This window comes from Geodermatophilus africanus (genome assembly GCF_900107105.1).
GTDB classification, from domain to species: Bacteria; Actinomycetota; Actinomycetes; order Mycobacteriales; family Geodermatophilaceae; genus Geodermatophilus; species Geodermatophilus africanus.
This window is the reverse complement of the sequence record NZ_FNOT01000001.1, coordinates 192,214-208,115: the sequence shown is the minus strand read 5'-3', so window position 1 is coordinate 208,115 and position 15,902 is coordinate 192,214. Positions and strand designations below refer to the sequence as shown.

General features: G+C 76.3%; 13 protein-coding genes, 1 pseudogene and 1 riboswitch. Of the genes and pseudogenes, 9 read left to right on the top strand and 5 right to left on the bottom strand.

What is annotated here, in order from left to right:
- Positions 1-66: 66 nt before the first annotated feature.
- The gene (locus BLW63_RS26550) at positions 67-219 is read right to left on the bottom strand and encodes a hypothetical protein (protein WP_170856576.1); all 153 of its coding nucleotides are present in this window, start codon (positions 217-219) and stop codon (positions 67-69) included.
- A 229-nt stretch (positions 220-448) separates the two neighbouring features.
- Positions 449-1,237, bottom strand: a complete 789-nt coding sequence (locus BLW63_RS00895) for an alpha/beta hydrolase family protein (protein ID WP_244522304.1) — start codon at positions 1,235-1,237, stop codon at positions 449-451.
- A gap of 14 nt (positions 1,238-1,251) precedes the next feature.
- Here BLW63_RS00895 and BLW63_RS00890 point away from each other — a divergent pair.
- The 6 genes and pseudogenes from BLW63_RS00890 to BLW63_RS00865 all read left to right on the top strand — a co-directional run.
- A pseudogene (locus BLW63_RS00890) lies at positions 1,252-1,704 on the top strand (acetamidase/formamidase family protein); the annotation flags it as partial.
- A gap of 55 nt (positions 1,705-1,759) precedes the next feature.
- Positions 1,760-2,914, top strand: a complete 1,155-nt coding sequence (locus BLW63_RS00885; protein WP_091150496.1) for an MFS transporter — start codon at positions 1,760-1,762, stop codon at positions 2,912-2,914.
- A gap of 140 nt (positions 2,915-3,054) precedes the next feature.
- A riboswitch (cyclic di-AMP (ydaO/yuaA leader) is annotated at positions 3,055-3,205 on the top strand.
- Between the two features lie 276 nt (positions 3,206-3,481).
- Positions 3,482-4,393: a VldE C-terminal domain-containing protein gene (locus BLW63_RS00880; protein ID WP_091150493.1), complete on the top strand. Its 912-nt coding sequence runs from the start codon at positions 3,482-3,484 to the stop codon at positions 4,391-4,393.
- A gap of 40 nt (positions 4,394-4,433) precedes the next feature.
- Entirely contained in the window at positions 4,434-5,066 is a 633-nt protein-coding gene (locus tag BLW63_RS00875; protein WP_091150491.1) for a class I SAM-dependent methyltransferase, read from the top strand.
- A gap of 35 nt (positions 5,067-5,101) precedes the next feature.
- A complete protein-coding gene (locus BLW63_RS00870; RefSeq protein ID WP_139263448.1) occupies positions 5,102-5,638 on the top strand; it encodes a hypothetical protein in 537 nt (178 codons plus the stop codon).
- A gap of 6 nt (positions 5,639-5,644) precedes the next feature.
- On the top strand, positions 5,645-6,022 hold the full coding sequence (locus BLW63_RS00865) for a hypothetical protein (RefSeq protein ID WP_091150487.1): 378 nt from the start codon (positions 5,645-5,647) through the stop codon (positions 6,020-6,022).
- 28 nt (positions 6,023-6,050) lie between these two features.
- Here the strand turns inward: BLW63_RS00865 and phaZ are convergent, their stop codons facing one another.
- The 3 genes from phaZ to BLW63_RS00850 form a co-directional block, all read right to left on the bottom strand.
- Positions 6,051-7,292: a polyhydroxyalkanoate depolymerase gene (phaZ, locus tag BLW63_RS00860; RefSeq protein WP_091150485.1), complete on the bottom strand. Its 1,242-nt coding sequence runs from the start codon at positions 7,290-7,292 to the stop codon at positions 6,051-6,053.
- A 100-nt stretch (positions 7,293-7,392) separates the two neighbouring features.
- Entirely contained in the window at positions 7,393-8,985 is a 1,593-nt protein-coding gene (locus BLW63_RS00855) for an acyl-CoA synthetase (protein WP_091150483.1), read from the bottom strand.
- A gap of 54 nt (positions 8,986-9,039) precedes the next feature.
- Positions 9,040-9,963, bottom strand: coding sequence for an alpha/beta fold hydrolase (locus BLW63_RS00850; protein WP_170856575.1), 924 nt, complete (start codon positions 9,961-9,963; stop codon positions 9,040-9,042).
- A 163-nt stretch (positions 9,964-10,126) separates the two neighbouring features.
- Here BLW63_RS00850 and BLW63_RS00845 point away from each other — a divergent pair, with 163 nt between their 5' ends.
- The 3 genes from BLW63_RS00845 to BLW63_RS00835 all read left to right on the top strand — a co-directional run bounded on the left by BLW63_RS00845 (position 10,127) and on the right by BLW63_RS00835 (position 15,716).
- Positions 10,127-11,830 carry an AMP-binding protein gene (locus BLW63_RS00845; RefSeq protein WP_091151139.1) on the top strand — a complete coding sequence of 568 codons (1,704 nt, stop codon included), beginning with the start codon at positions 10,127-10,129 and terminating at the stop codon, positions 11,828-11,830.
- Between the two features lie 23 nt (positions 11,831-11,853).
- The gene (locus BLW63_RS00840) at positions 11,854-12,993 is read left to right on the top strand and encodes an acyl-CoA dehydrogenase family protein (protein WP_091150479.1); all 1,140 of its coding nucleotides are present in this window, start codon (positions 11,854-11,856) and stop codon (positions 12,991-12,993) included.
- Positions 12,994-13,088: 95 nt separating this feature from the next.
- Entirely contained in the window at positions 13,089-15,716 is a 2,628-nt protein-coding gene (locus BLW63_RS00835; RefSeq protein ID WP_091150477.1) for a PEP/pyruvate-binding domain-containing protein, read from the top strand.
- The last annotated feature ends 186 nt before the right edge of the window (positions 15,717-15,902 follow it).

Here is a 15,902-nt window from a genome sequence, read left to right as displayed (position 1 = left end):
CGCGCCATGGCCCCGTCCCGGGCACCGCCCCGAGCTTGCGGGGGGTGGGGAGGACGGGGTCCTTTCTCAGAGCATCTGGTCGAGGTCGTCGGGACCCGGGCCGGTGCCACCGGAGTCGCGCAGCGGCGAGGCGTCGGGCAGGTCGTCCTCGGGCGGCTCAGGGGCGACCGGGCCCTCCGCGTACAGGGTGCTCGGGTCCCGCGGGTCCATCTCGGTCATGGGAGAGGGGTGCCCCGCCGCACCGCGCGGAACCGCGCACCGGCGGCCGGGTGCCACTCGGCGACGAGCAGGTGGGGCCCGGGGCCAGACGTCCTGGACATCTGTTGCGGACCTGTTCCGTTCCCCTCATGCTGTCTGCGGCGGAGCCCCGGGGCAGGACCTGGGTGAGCTCCGCCGCCAGCTCCCCGCCGTCGACCGGGCCGCGGGTGCGGACCGGGTGGCGAAGCGGTCAGGCGGGACGGTCGAGCAGTTCCCTCAGCGTCCGGTCGACGACGGCGTTGTCGGCGGGGTTCAGGCCGAGCCCGCCGAAGTGCCCCCAGGTCGTGTCGATGACCCGGACCTCGCCCCGCTCGATGAATTGCGAGGCCCACTGCTCGTCCTCGGGCGGGAAGTAGAGGTCGGTCCGGGCGGGCATGGCCACGACCGGGCAGCGGATCGAGCGCAGCGCCGCACCGGTGTCCCCGTCGAAGCCCGGCGTCCGGCCGACGTCCCCGTGCTCCCAGGTCCAGAGCATCGCCAGCAGGTTGTCCCGGTCCCGGTCCCGGTCGAGCCAGAAGCCCTCCCAGAACCCGACCAGGAAGTCCTCGAGCGAGGAGTAGCCCATGGTCCGGTACTCGCGCTCCCAGTAGAACGCCTGGGACAGGCCCCACCCGGCGTAGATCCGGGCGAAGGCCCGCATGCCGGCGGTGGGGCGCGCGTCGGGGGAGTACTCGCCACCCCGGAACGCCGGGTCGAGCGTCAGCGTGGCCCGCAGGCTGGTCAGGAAGACCTGGTTGTGCTCGCTGGTGCGGCTGGAGCCGACTATCGGGGCGGCCCGCCTCACCATCTCCGGGTGGCTGACCGCCCACTGGTAGGTCTGGGCGGCCCCCATGGAGGAACCGAGCACCAGCTCGATCGACTCGATCCCCCACTGCCGGGTGAGCAGGCGGTGCTGGGCCTCGACCTGGTCGGAGAAGGTGATCCGGGGGAAGTGCGGGCCGTCGAAGGGGGGAGCGGTGGTGCTCGGCGAGCTCGACAGGCAGCCAGGGGGACGGCGAGATCAACTTCTGCGGTGCCATCGAGATGGGCGGCTTCATCGACTTCCACGTCGACCTCATCAAGGGCGGCATGGAGACCTACGGGGTCACCACCAACCCCATCTTCATGCCGGGACGGGTGGAGCCGCGCTACTCCGAGTTCCTCACGTTCATCGGCGTCTCGGTCGACCACCGCGACGACACGAACGCCTACATGGACGCGACGCTGGCCTACCGCAACGCCTGCCTGAACGCGATCCGCTACCTCGAGAAGTGGGGCTACACCGGCGAGCAGGCCTACCTGATCCTGGGCACCTCGCCGATCGAGGGCCGCATCGGCGGCGTGGTCGACATCCCCAACGCCTGCTGCTCGGTCCTCCTGCCGACGGAGATCTTCGACGAGGACATCCGGCCCGGCGGCCAGGGCCCGCAGCGCAGGGACCGCGGGCAGGTCTGCGTCACCTCCTGACCGAGGGCCCACGGCCCGGTGCGGGCGGACGCCGGTCCTCCCGCACCCCGGCACCGTGACCCGGCCGCCCGGCGGCCGGCCGGGGACCGTCCGCCTGGTCGCCGCCGGCGTGGTCGCCGACCTCGCGGTCGGGACGCTCTTCGCCTGGAGCCTCGTGGCGCCCGACGTGGTGGCCGACGTCGGCGCTCCGCGGGGGAGCGGCCCGGCGGTGTTCGCCTTCGCCCTGGTCGTGTTCACCGTGGTCCTGCTCGGCGTGGGGCGTCTGCTGGCGCGGGTGGGACCGCGCCGGCTGCTCGTCGGGGCCGGCCTCGCCGCCGGGGCGGGGCTGGGGCTGACGGCCGCGGGAGAGGATCCCGGGACGCCGTGGGTGGGCATCGGGCTGCTGTTCGGCGCGGCCAACGGGCTGGCCTACGGCGTCGCGGTCGCCCTCGCCGCCCGGGTCCCCGCTGCGCACCGCGGCACGGCCAGCGGCCTGGTGGTCGGCGCCTACGCGGCCGGGCCGGTGGGGCTCGGCCTGGTGGCCCCGCACGTCCTGCCGGCGGTCGGCTGGCGCACGTCCCTGGCCGTGCTGGCCGGGCTCGTCGCCGGCCTGGTGGGTCTCGCCGCCGCCCTCGCCCCCGGCGGGGCGGGGGAGCAGCGGCGCCGGGACCGCGCCGAGGAGCCGGTGCCCAGGACGACGGTGGCGGCCCTGTGGGTCCTCTTCGCCGGGGGTGCCGCGCCCGGGCTGGTCGTCTTCGCCGCCGCCGCGCCCCTGGCCGCCGCCAGGGGCGCGGGTCCGGCAGCCGCGGGAGCGGCCGTCTCCCTGCTCGCCGCGGGCAACCTGGTCGGCCGGCTGGGCGCCGGGTGGTGGTCGGACCGCGTCGGACGGCTCCCCGCCCTGGCCGCCGCGCTCGCGGCCACCGCCGTCGGGGTCGTCGGGCTGGCCGTGGCGTCCACGCCCGCCGTCGTCCTGACCGGCCTGCTCGTCGTGGGACTGGCCTACGGCGCGACCTGCGCGCTGGTCCCGGCCGCGACCGCCGACCGCGTCGGGGCGCGCGCCTTCCCGGCGGTCTACGGCCGGGTGTTCACCGCGTGGGGGTGTGCCGGTCTGCTCGCCCCCCTCCTCGGCGGGCGGATGGCCGACGCCGGCGGTCCGCCGGTCGGACTGCTGCTGCTCGCCGTCCCGCTCGCCCTCGCGGCGATCGCGCTGGCCGTTCTCGCCCGGAGGTGAGCCCCTACACCCTCCGGCCGCCGATCCGGGCGTGGGCGACACGCGTCACCTGACGAATCCGGGACCGCGGATTGTCACAGTTCGATGACGAAGCTACGGTCGGAGCGTCCGGTCGGTCGTTCAGTCCCCGAAGGGGACCCGAGCGGACGCCGCCGAGTCGCCCCCCGGGCGAGCCGGGGACCCACCGCAGTACTGGGGTGAATCCCGCTCCTGGACGCACGTCCGGGGCAGGTAGGGCTGCTTCCCGCCCGAACCCGTCAGCTAACCCGGTAGGCGGCCGTCGGAAGAAACGGAGAGCCGCCGGATGGCGTGCCCCTGCCCTGCTGCACCACCCCGCCGGCCCCGGTGCCGGGAGCGCTCCCGCACCTGAGAGCCCGCGGCCGTCCGCAGCAGACCCGCCGACGCAGGCCCACCGCACCCGAGCACTCGCGCTCGAGCGGCACCTCGCCGCCTCCCCGGTGTGCCCACCCGGCGTCCGCCGCACGGCCACAGCCCGCCGCCCGCAGCCCCCGCAGCCGTGCGCGCCCGTCGCGCCGCTGCGCCCGCACCCAGGAGTCGCTCCTCCCCATGGACACCCGCACCACGACCACCGGCCGTCTCGCCCGCTCCCGGCGCCGTCCGCCCGCCGCCGGCCGCCGCCCCGGCCTCTACCTGGGGATGGCCACCGCCGGCGCCGTCCTGGTCGGCGTCGTCGTCGGCACCGAGCCGGCCGCGCAGGCCGAGGCCGCGCCGGCGGAGACGGTGAGCGTCGCCCAGGAGCTCGGCCTGACCGCCGGGACCGCCCCGGTCGACGCCGCCGGCGACCTGCAACCGCTGCAGGACCTCGCCGCCACCCGCAGCAGCCGCGAGGCCGCCGAGACCGCCGCGCAGCAGGCCCAGGCCGCCGCCGACCAGGCGGTGCTCGACCGGCAGCGGGCCGAGGCCGAGGCCGCCGCGAAGGCGAAGGCGAAGGCCGAGGCGGAGGCCGCCGCGAGGGCGGCCGCCGAGGCCGCGGCCGCGCAGGCCGCCGCCCCCGCAGCCCCGGCGCAGGCCGGCGAGGCCGCGCCCGCCGCGGCGGCCCCCCGGGCCGCGGCCGCCGCGGCGGCCCCCCGGGCCGCGGCCGCCGCCGCCGGCACCGTCGCGCGGATCACCAACTCCGCCGGTCCCGTCGCCGCGGTGGTGCAGGCCGCCGCGAACGCCGTCGTCAGCAACGTGCCCGGCGCCGACTCGATCACCCTGGGCGGCACCCGCCCGAGCGCGGCCGACCCGGGCGGCCACCCGTCGGGCCTCGCGCTGGACTACATGGTCGGCTCCGACGCCGCCCTGGGCGACGCGATCGTCGAGTACCACATCACCCACTGGGACGAGCTCGGCGTCGACTACGTCATCTGGCAGCAGCGGATGCTGTCCTCGCCGAACGGCGCGTGGAAGGCGATGGCCGACCGCGGCAGCGCGACGGCGAACCACATGGACCACCCGCACGTGAACTACCGCGGCTGACCTGCGGTTGCCCGCCGGGCCGACGGGGCAGGACGGCACGATGGGGAACGACTCCTCCCGTCCCGTCCCGCCGACCCTCGTCGACGCCAACCGGCTCTGGGTCGACTCGCGTGTCCGGGCGCTGGTCCAGCGTCGCGTCGAGGCGCCGGTCCTGCTCCGGCTGGGCGGGCCGGTGCCCGGCGGGCGCGTGCTCGAGCTGGGCACCGGCCGCCGCGGCACCGGCCTGCGCCTGGCGCTCGAGGTCTTCGGCGCCGCGCACGCCGACGGCGTCGAGCAGTACGACGCCAGCGTCGCGGCGTGCCGGGAGGCGGTGCGCGACCTGGGCGCCCGGGCCGACGTCCAGCGCGGCGACGCGACCGCGCTGACCGCGCCGGACGGCTCGTACGACGCGGTCTTCGGCTACCACGTCCTGCACCACGCCGACTCCTGGCGCGACGTCGTCCGGGAGTCGGCGCGGGTGCTGCGGCCCGGCGGGCGCCTCTACTCCTGCGAGATGACCGCCCGCATCGTCGACAGCCACCCGCTGCGGGCCGTCTCCCGCCACCCGGCCGACGGCGACCGCCCCACACCGGAGGGCCTCGCCGCCGCGTGCCGGGCGGCGGGGCTGACCGTGACCGCGCAGGACACCCGGCTCGCCGGCTGCTGGACGGCGCTCGTCGCGACCCGGCCGTGAGCTCGCGGCCCGCGCCGTCCGCAACCGTGGGCACGGTGCGGGCGGCCCTGGCGGTGCTGCGCCGGCACTGGCGCCCCGCCTACCTGGCCGCGCTCGCCGCCACGCTGGTCAACACGGTGCCCGACGTCGTCCGGCAGCTCCTCGTCCGGGACGACCCGGACGTCTCCACCGCCGTGCTGGTCGACGTCGTCGGGTTCGCGACCGGACTGCTCGCCCAGCTGTGGGTCACGGGCGCGGTCGCCGCCCTCCCCGCAGGCGGCGGGCTCACCCCGGCCGGGGCGCTGCGGCGCGGGGCCGGCCTGGCCTGGCGGGCCGTCCGGACGTCGCCCGGTGCGGTCGCCCTCGGCGTGGTGCTCGGGGGCGCGGTGTCCGCCCTGCTCACGGTGCCGGCGTCGGTGGCCGCCCTCGGCCCCGACGGCGTGCTCGGGCCGCTCGGCTCGCCGGGCGCCGGGGCCTTCACCGTGGCCACCGTGAGCGACCTGGTGGCCAGCGTCGTCACGCTGCCGTTCCTCGCCGTCGTGCTGGTGCTCGCGGCCGGTCGCCGGTTGACGTCCGCGTCGCGGGGGCAGTAGCCCGCCATGGCCAGGGAGTGGGACGTCACCCGCACGACCGTCGGGACGCTGTCGATCTGGATCGGGACCGCAGCGCTGTTCGCCCCGCGCGCCCTGCCGCGGCTGCTCGGCGCGTCGGAGACCGGGACGCGCGAGGACGTGCTGCTCCCGCTGCTGGTGCGGCTGGCCGCGGCGCGCAACATCGCGATGGGCGCGGCCCTGCTGGTCGTCCCCGTGCCGCAGCCCCGGCGCACCACCGAGGTGACGCTGCTGCTGACGGCGCTCGACGCGGCCGCCGTGCTGGTGGCCCGGCGCGGCGGGGACGTGGCGCGGCGCAGCGCCGTGACCTCGCTCGCGGTGCTGGGCACGGCCGCGGCCGGGGCCGTCCGCTGGCATCGCCGCTGAGCCGCCCGGGCTGCCGCCCCGCGGGTCCTCAGAAGGGCGCCACCGTCCGCGCGTCGTCGTGCTCGGCGATGAACGCGCGGACCACCGGGTAGATCTCGGCCTCCCAGCGGGAGCCGGCGAAGACGCCGTAGTGGCCCACCCCCTGCTGCAGGTGGGAGCGCCGCCGCTCGGGCGGGAGCCCGGTGCACAGCGCGTGCGCGGCCTCCGTCTGCCCGGGTGAGCACAGGTCGTCCTGGGCGCCCTCGACGGTGAGCAGGGCGGTCTCCTCGATGAGCGAGGGGTCCACCCGCCGGTCCCGCCAGGTCAGGACGCCGCGGGGCAGGTCGTGGTCCACGAAGACGCGCTGCAGCGTCTCCAGGTAGAACTCCGCGGGCACGTCCATCACCGCGTTGTACTCGTCGTAGAAGGCGCGGGTGGCGGCCGCGGTCGCCTCGTCGCCGGCGACCATCGCCCGGTACATGCCCAGGTGCGCGCCCAGGTGCCGCCGCGGGTTCATCGACACGAACGCCGCGAGCTGGGCGACGCCCGGGTAGACCCGCCGTCCGGCGCCGGGGTACCGGGCCGGGACGGTCGTGGTCAGCAGCCGCTCGTACCGCGACAGCGGGACGCGACCGGCGCCGGCGTTGACCCGGTTGGGGTTGACCCGGGTGTCGATCGGGCCGGCGATCAGCGTGAGGCTGCGCGGCTGGGCGGGGTCGCCGTCGGCGGCCATCAGCGCGACGGCCGCGAGCACCAGCGGGGCCGGCTGGCACACGGCCAGGACGTGCGTGTCCCGGCCCAGGTGCCGCACTGCCTGCAGGACGTGGTCGACGTACTCGTCGAGCCCGAACCGGCCGGCCGCCACCGGCACGTCGCGGGCGTTGTGCCAGTCGACGACGAAGACGTCGTGGTCGGCCAGCAGGGTGCGGACCGTCGGCCGCAGCAGGGTGGCGAAGTGGCCGGAGATCGGGCCCACGACCAGCACCTGCGGCTGGCCGGCGATGTCGGGCTTGGTGAAGTGCACGACGTCGGCGAACGGCGTCGACAGCACCGGCTCCGCGACCACCTCGGCGCGCCGCCCGTCGACGTCCACCGCGTCGATGTCCCAGTCGGGCCGGACGTGCGTGGGGCGGGCGTCGGCGACGAGCCGGCAGGCCGCCCGCAGCCGGCGGGGGCCGGGCAGCCCGGCCAGCGGTGCCGGCAGCGCCTCCAGCGCCCGCGCGGTGAGCGCCGACGTCCGCTGGGCGGGCGCGGTCAGCCGCCGCTGCCACTCGTACGCGGTGTAGAGCACAGGTGTCCGCCTCCCGGGCCGTTCGCGTGTGGCCCCTGCCACACCGCGACGACGCTAGCCCACCGCCCCCGAGCGGACCCGCCTGGACGCGCGGGCCCGATCAGCCCGCCAGGTCCGCGTAGGTCGTCCGCAGCTCGCGCTTGAGAATCTTCCCGCTGGCGTTCTTGGGCAGGGCCTCGGCGACGGTCACGTATCGGGGGGTCTTGTAGCCGGCCAGCCGCTCCCGGCAGAAGGCGACGAGCGCCTCCGGGTCGACCGGCTGGCCCTCCCGGGGGACGACGACGGCGGCGACGGCCTCGATCCACCGCGGGTGGGGGATGCCGAAGACGGCGACCTCGGCGACGGCGGGGTGCTGGTAGAGGACCTCCTCGACCTCGCGGCTGGCCACGTTCTCGCCGCCGGTCTTGATGACGTCCTTCTTGCGGTCGACGACCGTGATGTAACCGTCCTCGTCCATGACGCCGAGGTCGCCGCTGTGGAACCAGCCGTCGCGGAACGCCTCGGCGGTCTTCTCCGGGTCGTTCCAGTAGCCGACGGTGGCGTGCGGGCTGCGGTGCACGATCTCCCCCTCGACGCCGGGCCCCACCGGCCGGCCGAGGTCGTCGACCAGGCGGGTCTCGCTGTTGAGCGCCGGGGTGCCGGCCGAGCCGGGCTTGCGCAGCTGGTCCTCCGGGGCGAGCACCAGGGCGAGGGCGGACATCTCGGTCTGCCCGTAGAAGTTGAACAGCGCCATCCCCGGCAGCCGCCGGCTGAGCTCCTCGACCGTGGCGACCGGCATGATCGACGCGCCGTAGTAGCCCTTGGTCAGCGAGGACAGGTCGCGCCGGTCGAAGTCGGGGGAGCGCAGCAGGCCGATCCACACCGTCGGTGGGCAGAACAGGCTGGTGATCCGCTCCCGCTCGATCGTCTCCAGCACGGTGGCCGGGTCCGGGCCGTCCAGCACGACGTTGGTGCCGCCGAGGTAGAGGGCCGGCATCAGGAAGACGTGCTGCGCCGCGACGTGGAACAGCGGCAGCGCGTGCAGCGCGACGTCGTCCGGGGAGTAGCGGCCGTCGACGATGCAGCTGACGTACTGGGTGACGAGGCTGCGGCTGGTCATCATCGTGCCCTTGGGCCGCGACTCGGTGCCGCTGGTGTACATCAGCTGGAGGACGTCGTCGTCGGCGACGTCCACCTGCGGTGCGGAGGCGTCGTCGTGCGCCGTCCAGGTCTCGACCGCCTCCCAGCCCGCTGGCAGGGGGCCGCCCCCGCCGCCGAGGACGCCGCGGACCCGGACCGCGCCGGCGCGCCCGGCCTGCTCGATCGCCTCCTGCGCCACCGGCAGCAGCGCGGCCTCGGCGACGACGCCGGCCGCCCCGGAGTGCTCGAGGATGTAGGCGACCTCCCCGGCCTGCAGCATGAAGTTCACCGGCACCGCGATCGCGCCGAGCCGCGCCAGGGCGAAGGTCAGCACCACGTAGCCGTCGTCGTTGTGGGAGAGCAGCGCGACCCGGTCGCCATGGGCCACGCCGCGCGCGGTCAGGGCGTTCGCGGTGCGGTCCACGACCGCGTCGAGCTCGGCGTAGGTGTAGGACCGGTCGTGGTGGCGCAGGGCCGTCCTGCCCGGCACCCGCCCCGCGGAGCGGCGCAGCAGGTCGCCGAGGGCGTGCCGGCGGGCCCGGGCGATCGTCGTGGTCAGGGCGTCGTCGAACACGGGACCTCCGGGAGCGGCGCTGGTCGGGGGAGGGCTGGTGGGCCGGGCCACAAGCTAGTGCGGCGTCCGATCAGCGGGGAAGGCACGCGGGTCAGCGGGGCGACCGGATCCGCCGAGCTGCGGCCCGGCGGGCACCGGCGCCGTCCCGGCGTCCTGCTCGCGCAGGAAGTCCTCGACCAGCGTGCAGCTCGGCGCGGGGTCCTCGAGGAGGAAGAGGTGGCCGCCGTCGACCATCTCCAGCCGGGCGTGCGGCAGGGCGGCCGCCATGATGTGCGCGTTGCGCGGCGGCGCGAGCGGGTCCCGCCGCGCGCCGATGACGAGGGTCGGGGCGTCGACCTGGCGCAGCCACCGCCGGCTCGACCAGCCCGAGACCGCGTAGAGCTGCTGCGTGTAGCCCACCAGGCCGGGCGGCCGGTGCAGCCGCGCCTCGTCGTGCGGCGAGTCGGCGGCCGCGCCGGGGCTGCTGCCGAACAGCACCGGCGCGGTCAGCCGGAGGTAGGTGCGCGAGTAGTAGCGCGCCGGCGAGCTCATGAGCGCGACCACCCACGGCGACGGCGGCTGGCCGCCCACGCCGGGCGTGGTCGCGGCGAGCACCAGCGCCCGGACCCGGTCCGGCGCCTGGTGGGCCAGCTGCTGGGCCAGCGCGCCGCCCCACGAGTAGCCCAGGACGTCGACCCGGTCGAGCCCCAGCGCGTCGAGCACCCGCGTGACCAGCTGGGCGTAGCCGCGCATCCGCAGCCCCACCCGCAGCGCCGGGGAGCACCCCGTGCCCGGGACGTCGAGCATCACCAGCCGCCGCCCGGTCAGGTGGCGGGCGGCGGGCTCCCACATCTCGATGTTGGCGCCGATGCCGCTGAGCAGCAGCAGCGGCGGACCCCCACCGGCGACCGCGACCCGCACCGTCGCCGGCCCCGCCTGCACCGTCGAGTACACGGGGGGCCAGGCGGTGCACGCTGCGCCTTCGCCGTCCGGGGACACCCGGGGGACGATACGCAGCAGCTCCGGCCGGCATCCCCCGCGACCGTCCGGCCGGACCCGGGCGAGCGCCCCCGGGCACCGACCCCTCCGGTCGCCGGTGGTGACCTGCGCCACCATGGACGACGCCGACCGGCGCTTTACCACGCACAGGGAGGACACGCCGATGGACGTCACTGAGGCCTACCGGGCCGCCCGCGACCGGTTGCTGGCGCTGCGCGGCCGGCACGAGGTGGCCGTCGCGGAGTTCGGCTGGCCGGAGCTGGGGGAGCGGTTCAACTGGGCGGTCGACTGGTTCGACGCCATCGCCCGGGGCAACGACCGGCCCGCCCTCGTCCTGGTCGCCGCGGACGGGACGACGACGCGGCGCAGCTTCGACGAGATGGCCCGGCGCTCCGACCAGCTGGCCGGCTGGCTCGCCGGCCGCGGCGTGCGCAGGGGCGACCCGGTGCTGCTCATGCTCGGCAACCAGGTCGAGCTGTGGGAGTCGATGCTGGCGGTGCTGAAGCTGGGGGCGGTGGTCATGCCGACCACCACGGCGGTCGGCCCCGCCGACCTGATCGACCGGATCACCCGCGGCGGGGCGCGCCACGTCGTCTGCAACGCCGCCGACGTCGGGAAGTTCGACGAGGTCCCCGGCGACTACACGCGGACCAGCGTCGGGCCGGCCGAGGGCTGGGCCGACCTGCGGGCGGCCGCCGGGGTCGAGTCCGCGCCGGTCGAGCACCCGGGGACCGCGCCCGGCGACCCGCTGCTGCTGTACTTCACCTCGGGGACGACGTCGCGGCCCAAGCTGGTGGAGCACACGCAGGTCTCCTACCCGGTCGGGCACCTGTCGACGGTGTACTGGCTGGGCCTGCAGCCCGGCGACGTGCACCTCAACATCTCCTCGCCCGGCTGGGCCAAGCACGCCTGGTCGTGCTTCTTCGCGCCGTGGATCGCCGAGGCCACCGTGCTGGTGCACGACTACCGGCGCTTCGACCCTGCCGTCCTGCTGGGGCTCGTCCGCGAGCACGGCGTCACCACCTTCTGCGCGCCGCCGACGGTCTGGCGGATGCTCGTCAACGCCGACCTCTCCGGCGGGCCCGGCGCGCTGCGGGAGGTCATCGCGGCCGGTGAGCCGCTCAACCCCGAGGTGATCGAGCAGGTCCGCCGCGCCTGGGGCCTGACCGTCCGCGACGGCTACGGCCAGACCGAGACGACCGCGCAGGTCGGCAACACCCCCGGGTCGGAGGTCAGGCCGGGTTCGATGGGCCGCCCGCTGCCCGGGGTGCCGGTGGTGCTGGTCGACCCTGTGACCGGCCGCCGGGTCGAGGGCCCGGGGGAGGGGGAGATCTGCCTGGACCTGTCGGAGCACCCGCTCACCCTGATGACCGGCTACCAGGGCGACCCGGAGCGTGACGCCGAGGCCAAGGCCGGCGGCTACTACCACACCGGGGACGTCGCCACGGTCGACGCCGACGACTACATCACCTACGTCGGGCGCACCGACGACGTCTTCAAGGCCAGCGACTACAAGATCAGCCCGTTCGAGCTGGAGTCGGTGCTCATCGAGCACCCCGCGGTCGCCGAGGCCGCCGTCGTCCCCGCGCCCGACGCCGTGCGGCTGGCCGTGCCCAAGGCCTACATCGCGCTGGCGCCCGGGCACGAGCCGACCGAGGAGACGGCGCTGTCGGTGCTGCGGTACGCCCGCGAGCGGCTCAACCCCTACCAGCGGGTGCGGCGGGTCGAGTTCGCGGAGCTGCCCAAGACCATCTCGGGCAAGATCCGGCGGGTGGAGCTGCGCGCCCGCGAGGAGGAGCTCGCCGCCGCCGGTGCACACTCGGGTGTGGAGTGGCGGGACGACCAGTTCCCCGAGCTCAGGAGCTGAACCGACCCCGGGAGGGACCTGCTGTGACCGTGGACCGCCTGCTGCCGAGCGAGGAGGCCGAGGACCTTCTCGCCCTGGTCCGCGAGGTGGCGGACAAGGAGCTGGCTCCCCGGGTGGACGAGCACGAGCGGGCCGAGAGCTACCCCGAGGGGCTGTTCGCGACCCTCGGCGAGCTGGGGCTGCTCGGCCTGCCCTACCCGGAGGAGCTCGGCGGGGGAGGGCAGCCCTACGAGGTGTACCTGCAGGTGCTGGAGGAGTTCGGCGCGCGCTGGGCGGCGGTGGCCGTGGCGGTGTCGGTGCACGGACTGTCCTGCCACCCGCTGGCCACGTTCGGCACCGACGAGCAGCGGGCACGCTGGCTGCCGGCGATGCTGGCCGGGGAGCTGATCGGCGGCTACTCGCTGTCCGAGCCGCAGGCCGGCTCCGATGCCGCGGCACTGGCCTGCCGGGCGGAGCGCACCGAGGGCGGCTACCGGGTGACCGGCACCAAGGCCTGGATCACCCACGGCGGGAAGGCCGACTTCTACGCGCTGTTCGCCCGCACCGGCGAGGGCGCCCGCGGCATCTCCTGCTTCCTGGCGCCGGGTGAGGTCGAGGGGCTCTCCTTCGGCCGGCCCGAGGAGAAGATGGGCCTGCACGCGATCCCGACCACGATGGCCAACTGGGACGGCGCGCTGCTCGAGGGCGACCGGCTCATCGGCGCCGAGGGGCAGGGGCTGCCGATCGCGTTCTCCGCGCTGGACTCCGGGCGGCTCGGGATCGCGGCGGTCGCCACCGGGCTGGCGCAGGCGGCGCTGGACACGGCGGTCGACTACGCGCACGAGCGCAGCACCTTCGGCCGGAAGATCATCGACCACCAGGGGCTGGGCTTCCTGCTCGCCGACATGGCCGCCGCCGTCGACACCGCCCGGGCCACCTACCTCGACGCCGCCCGGCGCCGTGACGCCGGCCGCCCCTACAGCCGGCAGGCGTCCGTGGCCAAGTTGGTCGCCACCGACGCGGCGATGCGGGTCACCACCGACGCCGTGCAGGTCCTCGGCGGGTACGGCTACACCCGCGACTTCCCGGTCGAGCGGTACATGCGTGAGGCCAAGGTCATGCAGATCTTCGAGGGGACCAACCAGATCCAGCGCCTGGTGATCAGCCGCCAGCTCGCCCGCTGACCGCTCGGGCAGCCGCGCTCCCGAGGGCGTGGACACCGGCGGCACGGAGGTCGACGGTGGAGGTCCGCGGCTGACCCCGCAGGGAGGCCCTCGCCATGGACACCGCACCGCAGTCGACGCGGCCGCGCACCGGCCGGCACCCGGTCGTCGTCCCGCTCGGGGACCTCGACGCGGGCGACCTGGCCCTGGCCGGCGGCAAGGCCGCAAACCTCGGCGAGCTGATCGGCGCCGGCTTCCCGGTCCCCGACGGCTTCTGCGTGACCACGGACGCCTACGCCGAACTGGCGGAGGCCGCCGGGCTCGCCGACCTGCTCGACGACCCCGCGGCCGACCTCGCCCGGACGGCACGGGAGCGGATCCTGGCCGCCCCCGTGCCCGCGAGCGTGGCCGAGGCGGTCGCGGCGGCGTACGCGGAGCTGGGGGAGTCGGTACCGGTGGCCGTCCGGTCCTCGGCCACGGCCGAGGACCTGCCCTTCGCCAGCTTCGCCGGACAGCAGGACACCTACCTGGACGTCGTCGGGACCGACGCCGTCCTCGACGCGGTGCACCGGTGCTGGGCCTCGCTGTGGACCGACCGCGCCGTCGTGTACCGGGCGCGCAACGGCGTCGACTCCGCGACGACCCGGCTGGCCGTCGTGGTGCAGCGGATGGTCGACGCCGCGGTGGCCGGCGTCATGTTCACGGCCAACCCGGTGACCGGACGGCGGACCGAGACGGTCGTCGACGCCGCGCCCGGCCTCGGCGAGGCGGTGGTCAGCGGCTCGGTCGACCCGGACCACGTCGTGCTGGACAGCACCACCGGCGCCGTGCTGGAGCGGCGGCCGGGCGGGGGCCGGGAGGCGTGCCTGACCGACGGGCAGCTGCGGGAGCTGGTCCGGCTCGGCGCGCGGGTGCAGGAGCACTACGGGCGGCCGCAGGACACCGAGTGGGCGATCGACGCGGCGGGCACGCTGTGGCTCACCCAGGCCCGCCCAGTGACGACGCTGTTCCCGGTCCCGCAGGGCGGCGCGGGGGACGGCGGCCTGCGGGTCTGGTTCTGCGCCAGCCTCGCCCAAGGCCTGACCCGGCCGCTGACCCCGATGGGGATCTCGGTGTTCCAGGTGGTCGGGGGGTCGGTCCAGCGGCTCGCCGGTCTCCCGCCGGCCGATCCGGTGGCGGGCTCACCACGCGTGCGCGCCGCCGCGGGGCGGCTGTTCTTCGACGTCACGACCATCGTGCGCAGCACGGCCGGGCGGGCGATCTTCCCGCGGCTGCTCGACGTCATGGAGGCGCGGTCGGCCGTGGTCCTGCGGGAGCTGTTCGACGACCCGCGGCTCTCGCTCGTGCACCGGTCGTGGCTGCCGGTGGTGCGGCGGCTGGCCCGGGTGGCGGCGCGGTACGGCGTCCCGCTGCAGGTGGTGCAGGCGCTGGTCCGGCCGGCGGCCGCCCGCCGCCGGGTGGACCGTGTCGGCGCGCGGCTGCGGGCCCGGCGCCTGCCGGGGGACGAGGCACCCGCGGCCGAGCGGTACGACGCCGTCCTCGGCCTGCTCGGGGATGCGATGCCCGCGGTCGCGCCCCGGGTGCTGCCGCCGGCCGCCGCCGGGTTCGCGGCGTGGGGACTGGCCGGGAAGCTGTTGGGGGACGCCGCGCGGCCCGGGGAGCTCGGGACGGTGCTGCGCGGGCTGCCGCACAACGTCACGACGGAGATGGACCTCGGGCTGTGGCGGCTGGCGACCGCGGTGCGCGCGGACGAGCCGAGCGCGGCGGCCGTGCGCGGCGGGACGCCGGCGGATCTCGCCGAGCGATACCGGTCGGGCGCGCTGCCCGCCGTCCTGCAGCGGGGGCTGCGGGTCTTCCTGGCCCGCTACGGGATCCGGGCCGTGGCCGAGATCGACGTCGGCGTGCCCCGCTGGGCGGAGGACCCGGCCCACCTGCTCGGCGTGCTCGGCAACTACCTGCGGCTCGACGACCCCGACCGCGCGCCGGACGTGGTGTTCGCCCGGTCTGTGGCGGAGGCCGAGGACGTGGTGGCGACGCTGACCGCCCGTGCCCGGCTGCGGGGGCGGGCGCGCGGCGCGGTCGTCGGGTTGGCCCTCGACCGGACCCGGCAGCTGGCCGGCCTGCGCGAGCTGCCGAAGTACGACCTGGTGCTGGTGCTGGACCGGGTGCGCACGCTGCTGACGTCGATCGGTGCGGACCTCGCCTCGGACGGGGTGCTCGCCCGGGCGGACGACGTGTTCTTCCTGTCGCTCGCCGAGGTGCGGGACGCGCTGGACGACGGCCGGCCGCTGCGCGACGTGGTCACCGAGCGGCGGAGGTCCCACGAGCGGGAGATGGCGCGGCGGCACGTGCCGCGGGTCCTGCTGAGCGACGGCACCGAGCCGGAGGCGGTGTCGGCCGGCCCGGCGGTGGCGGAGGGTGCCCTCGTGGGCACCGCGGCGTCGGCGGGGACGATGACCGGCCGGGCGCGCGTGGTGCTGGAGCCGACCGGCGCGCACCTGGAGCCCGGCGAGGTGCTCGTCGCGCCGTCCACCGACCCCGGGTGGACGCCGCTGTTCCTCACCGCGGGCGGGCTGGTCATGGAGATGGGCGGGGCCAACTCCCACGGGGCCGTCGTCGCCCGCGAGTACGGCATCCCGGCGGTGGTCGGCGTCCCCGGTGCGACCAGCCGCTTGGCGACCGGCCAGGAGGTCACCGTGGACGGGACGCGCGGCGTGGTCACCGCCGGGGCGGCGCCCGACTGACGTCGGGCGGACCCGGGTACCTGGGGGACACCGGTCCGGCTCGCCGGGCGACCTCGTGCAGGGGGCCAACGTGGCGGGCTTCCTCGAGGTCGCCGAGGCGGTGCACGCCCTCGGGCTGGTGTGATCCCCACCCCGGGTGGGGTCCCGCTTTGTGACCTCGGCTGACCGGTGGCAGTGTCGGGGGGC

Coding starts and splice junctions, on each gene's coding strand:
- BLW63_RS26550 (WP_170856576.1), bottom strand. CDS start 219: ATGACCGAGATGGACCCGCGGGACCCGAGCACCCTGTACGCGGAGGGC.
- BLW63_RS00880 (WP_091150493.1), top strand. CDS start 3,482: ATGGACACCCGCACCACGACCACCGGCCGTCTCGCCCGCTCCCGGCGC.
- BLW63_RS00875 (WP_091150491.1), top strand. CDS start 4,434: ATGGGGAACGACTCCTCCCGTCCCGTCCCGCCGACCCTCGTCGACGCC.
- BLW63_RS00865 (WP_091150487.1), top strand. CDS start 5,645: ATGGCCAGGGAGTGGGACGTCACCCGCACGACCGTCGGGACGCTGTCG.
- BLW63_RS00845 (WP_091151139.1), top strand. CDS start 10,127: ATGGACGTCACTGAGGCCTACCGGGCCGCCCGCGACCGGTTGCTGGCG.
- BLW63_RS00835 (WP_091150477.1), top strand. CDS start 13,089: ATGGACACCGCACCGCAGTCGACGCGGCCGCGCACCGGCCGGCACCCG.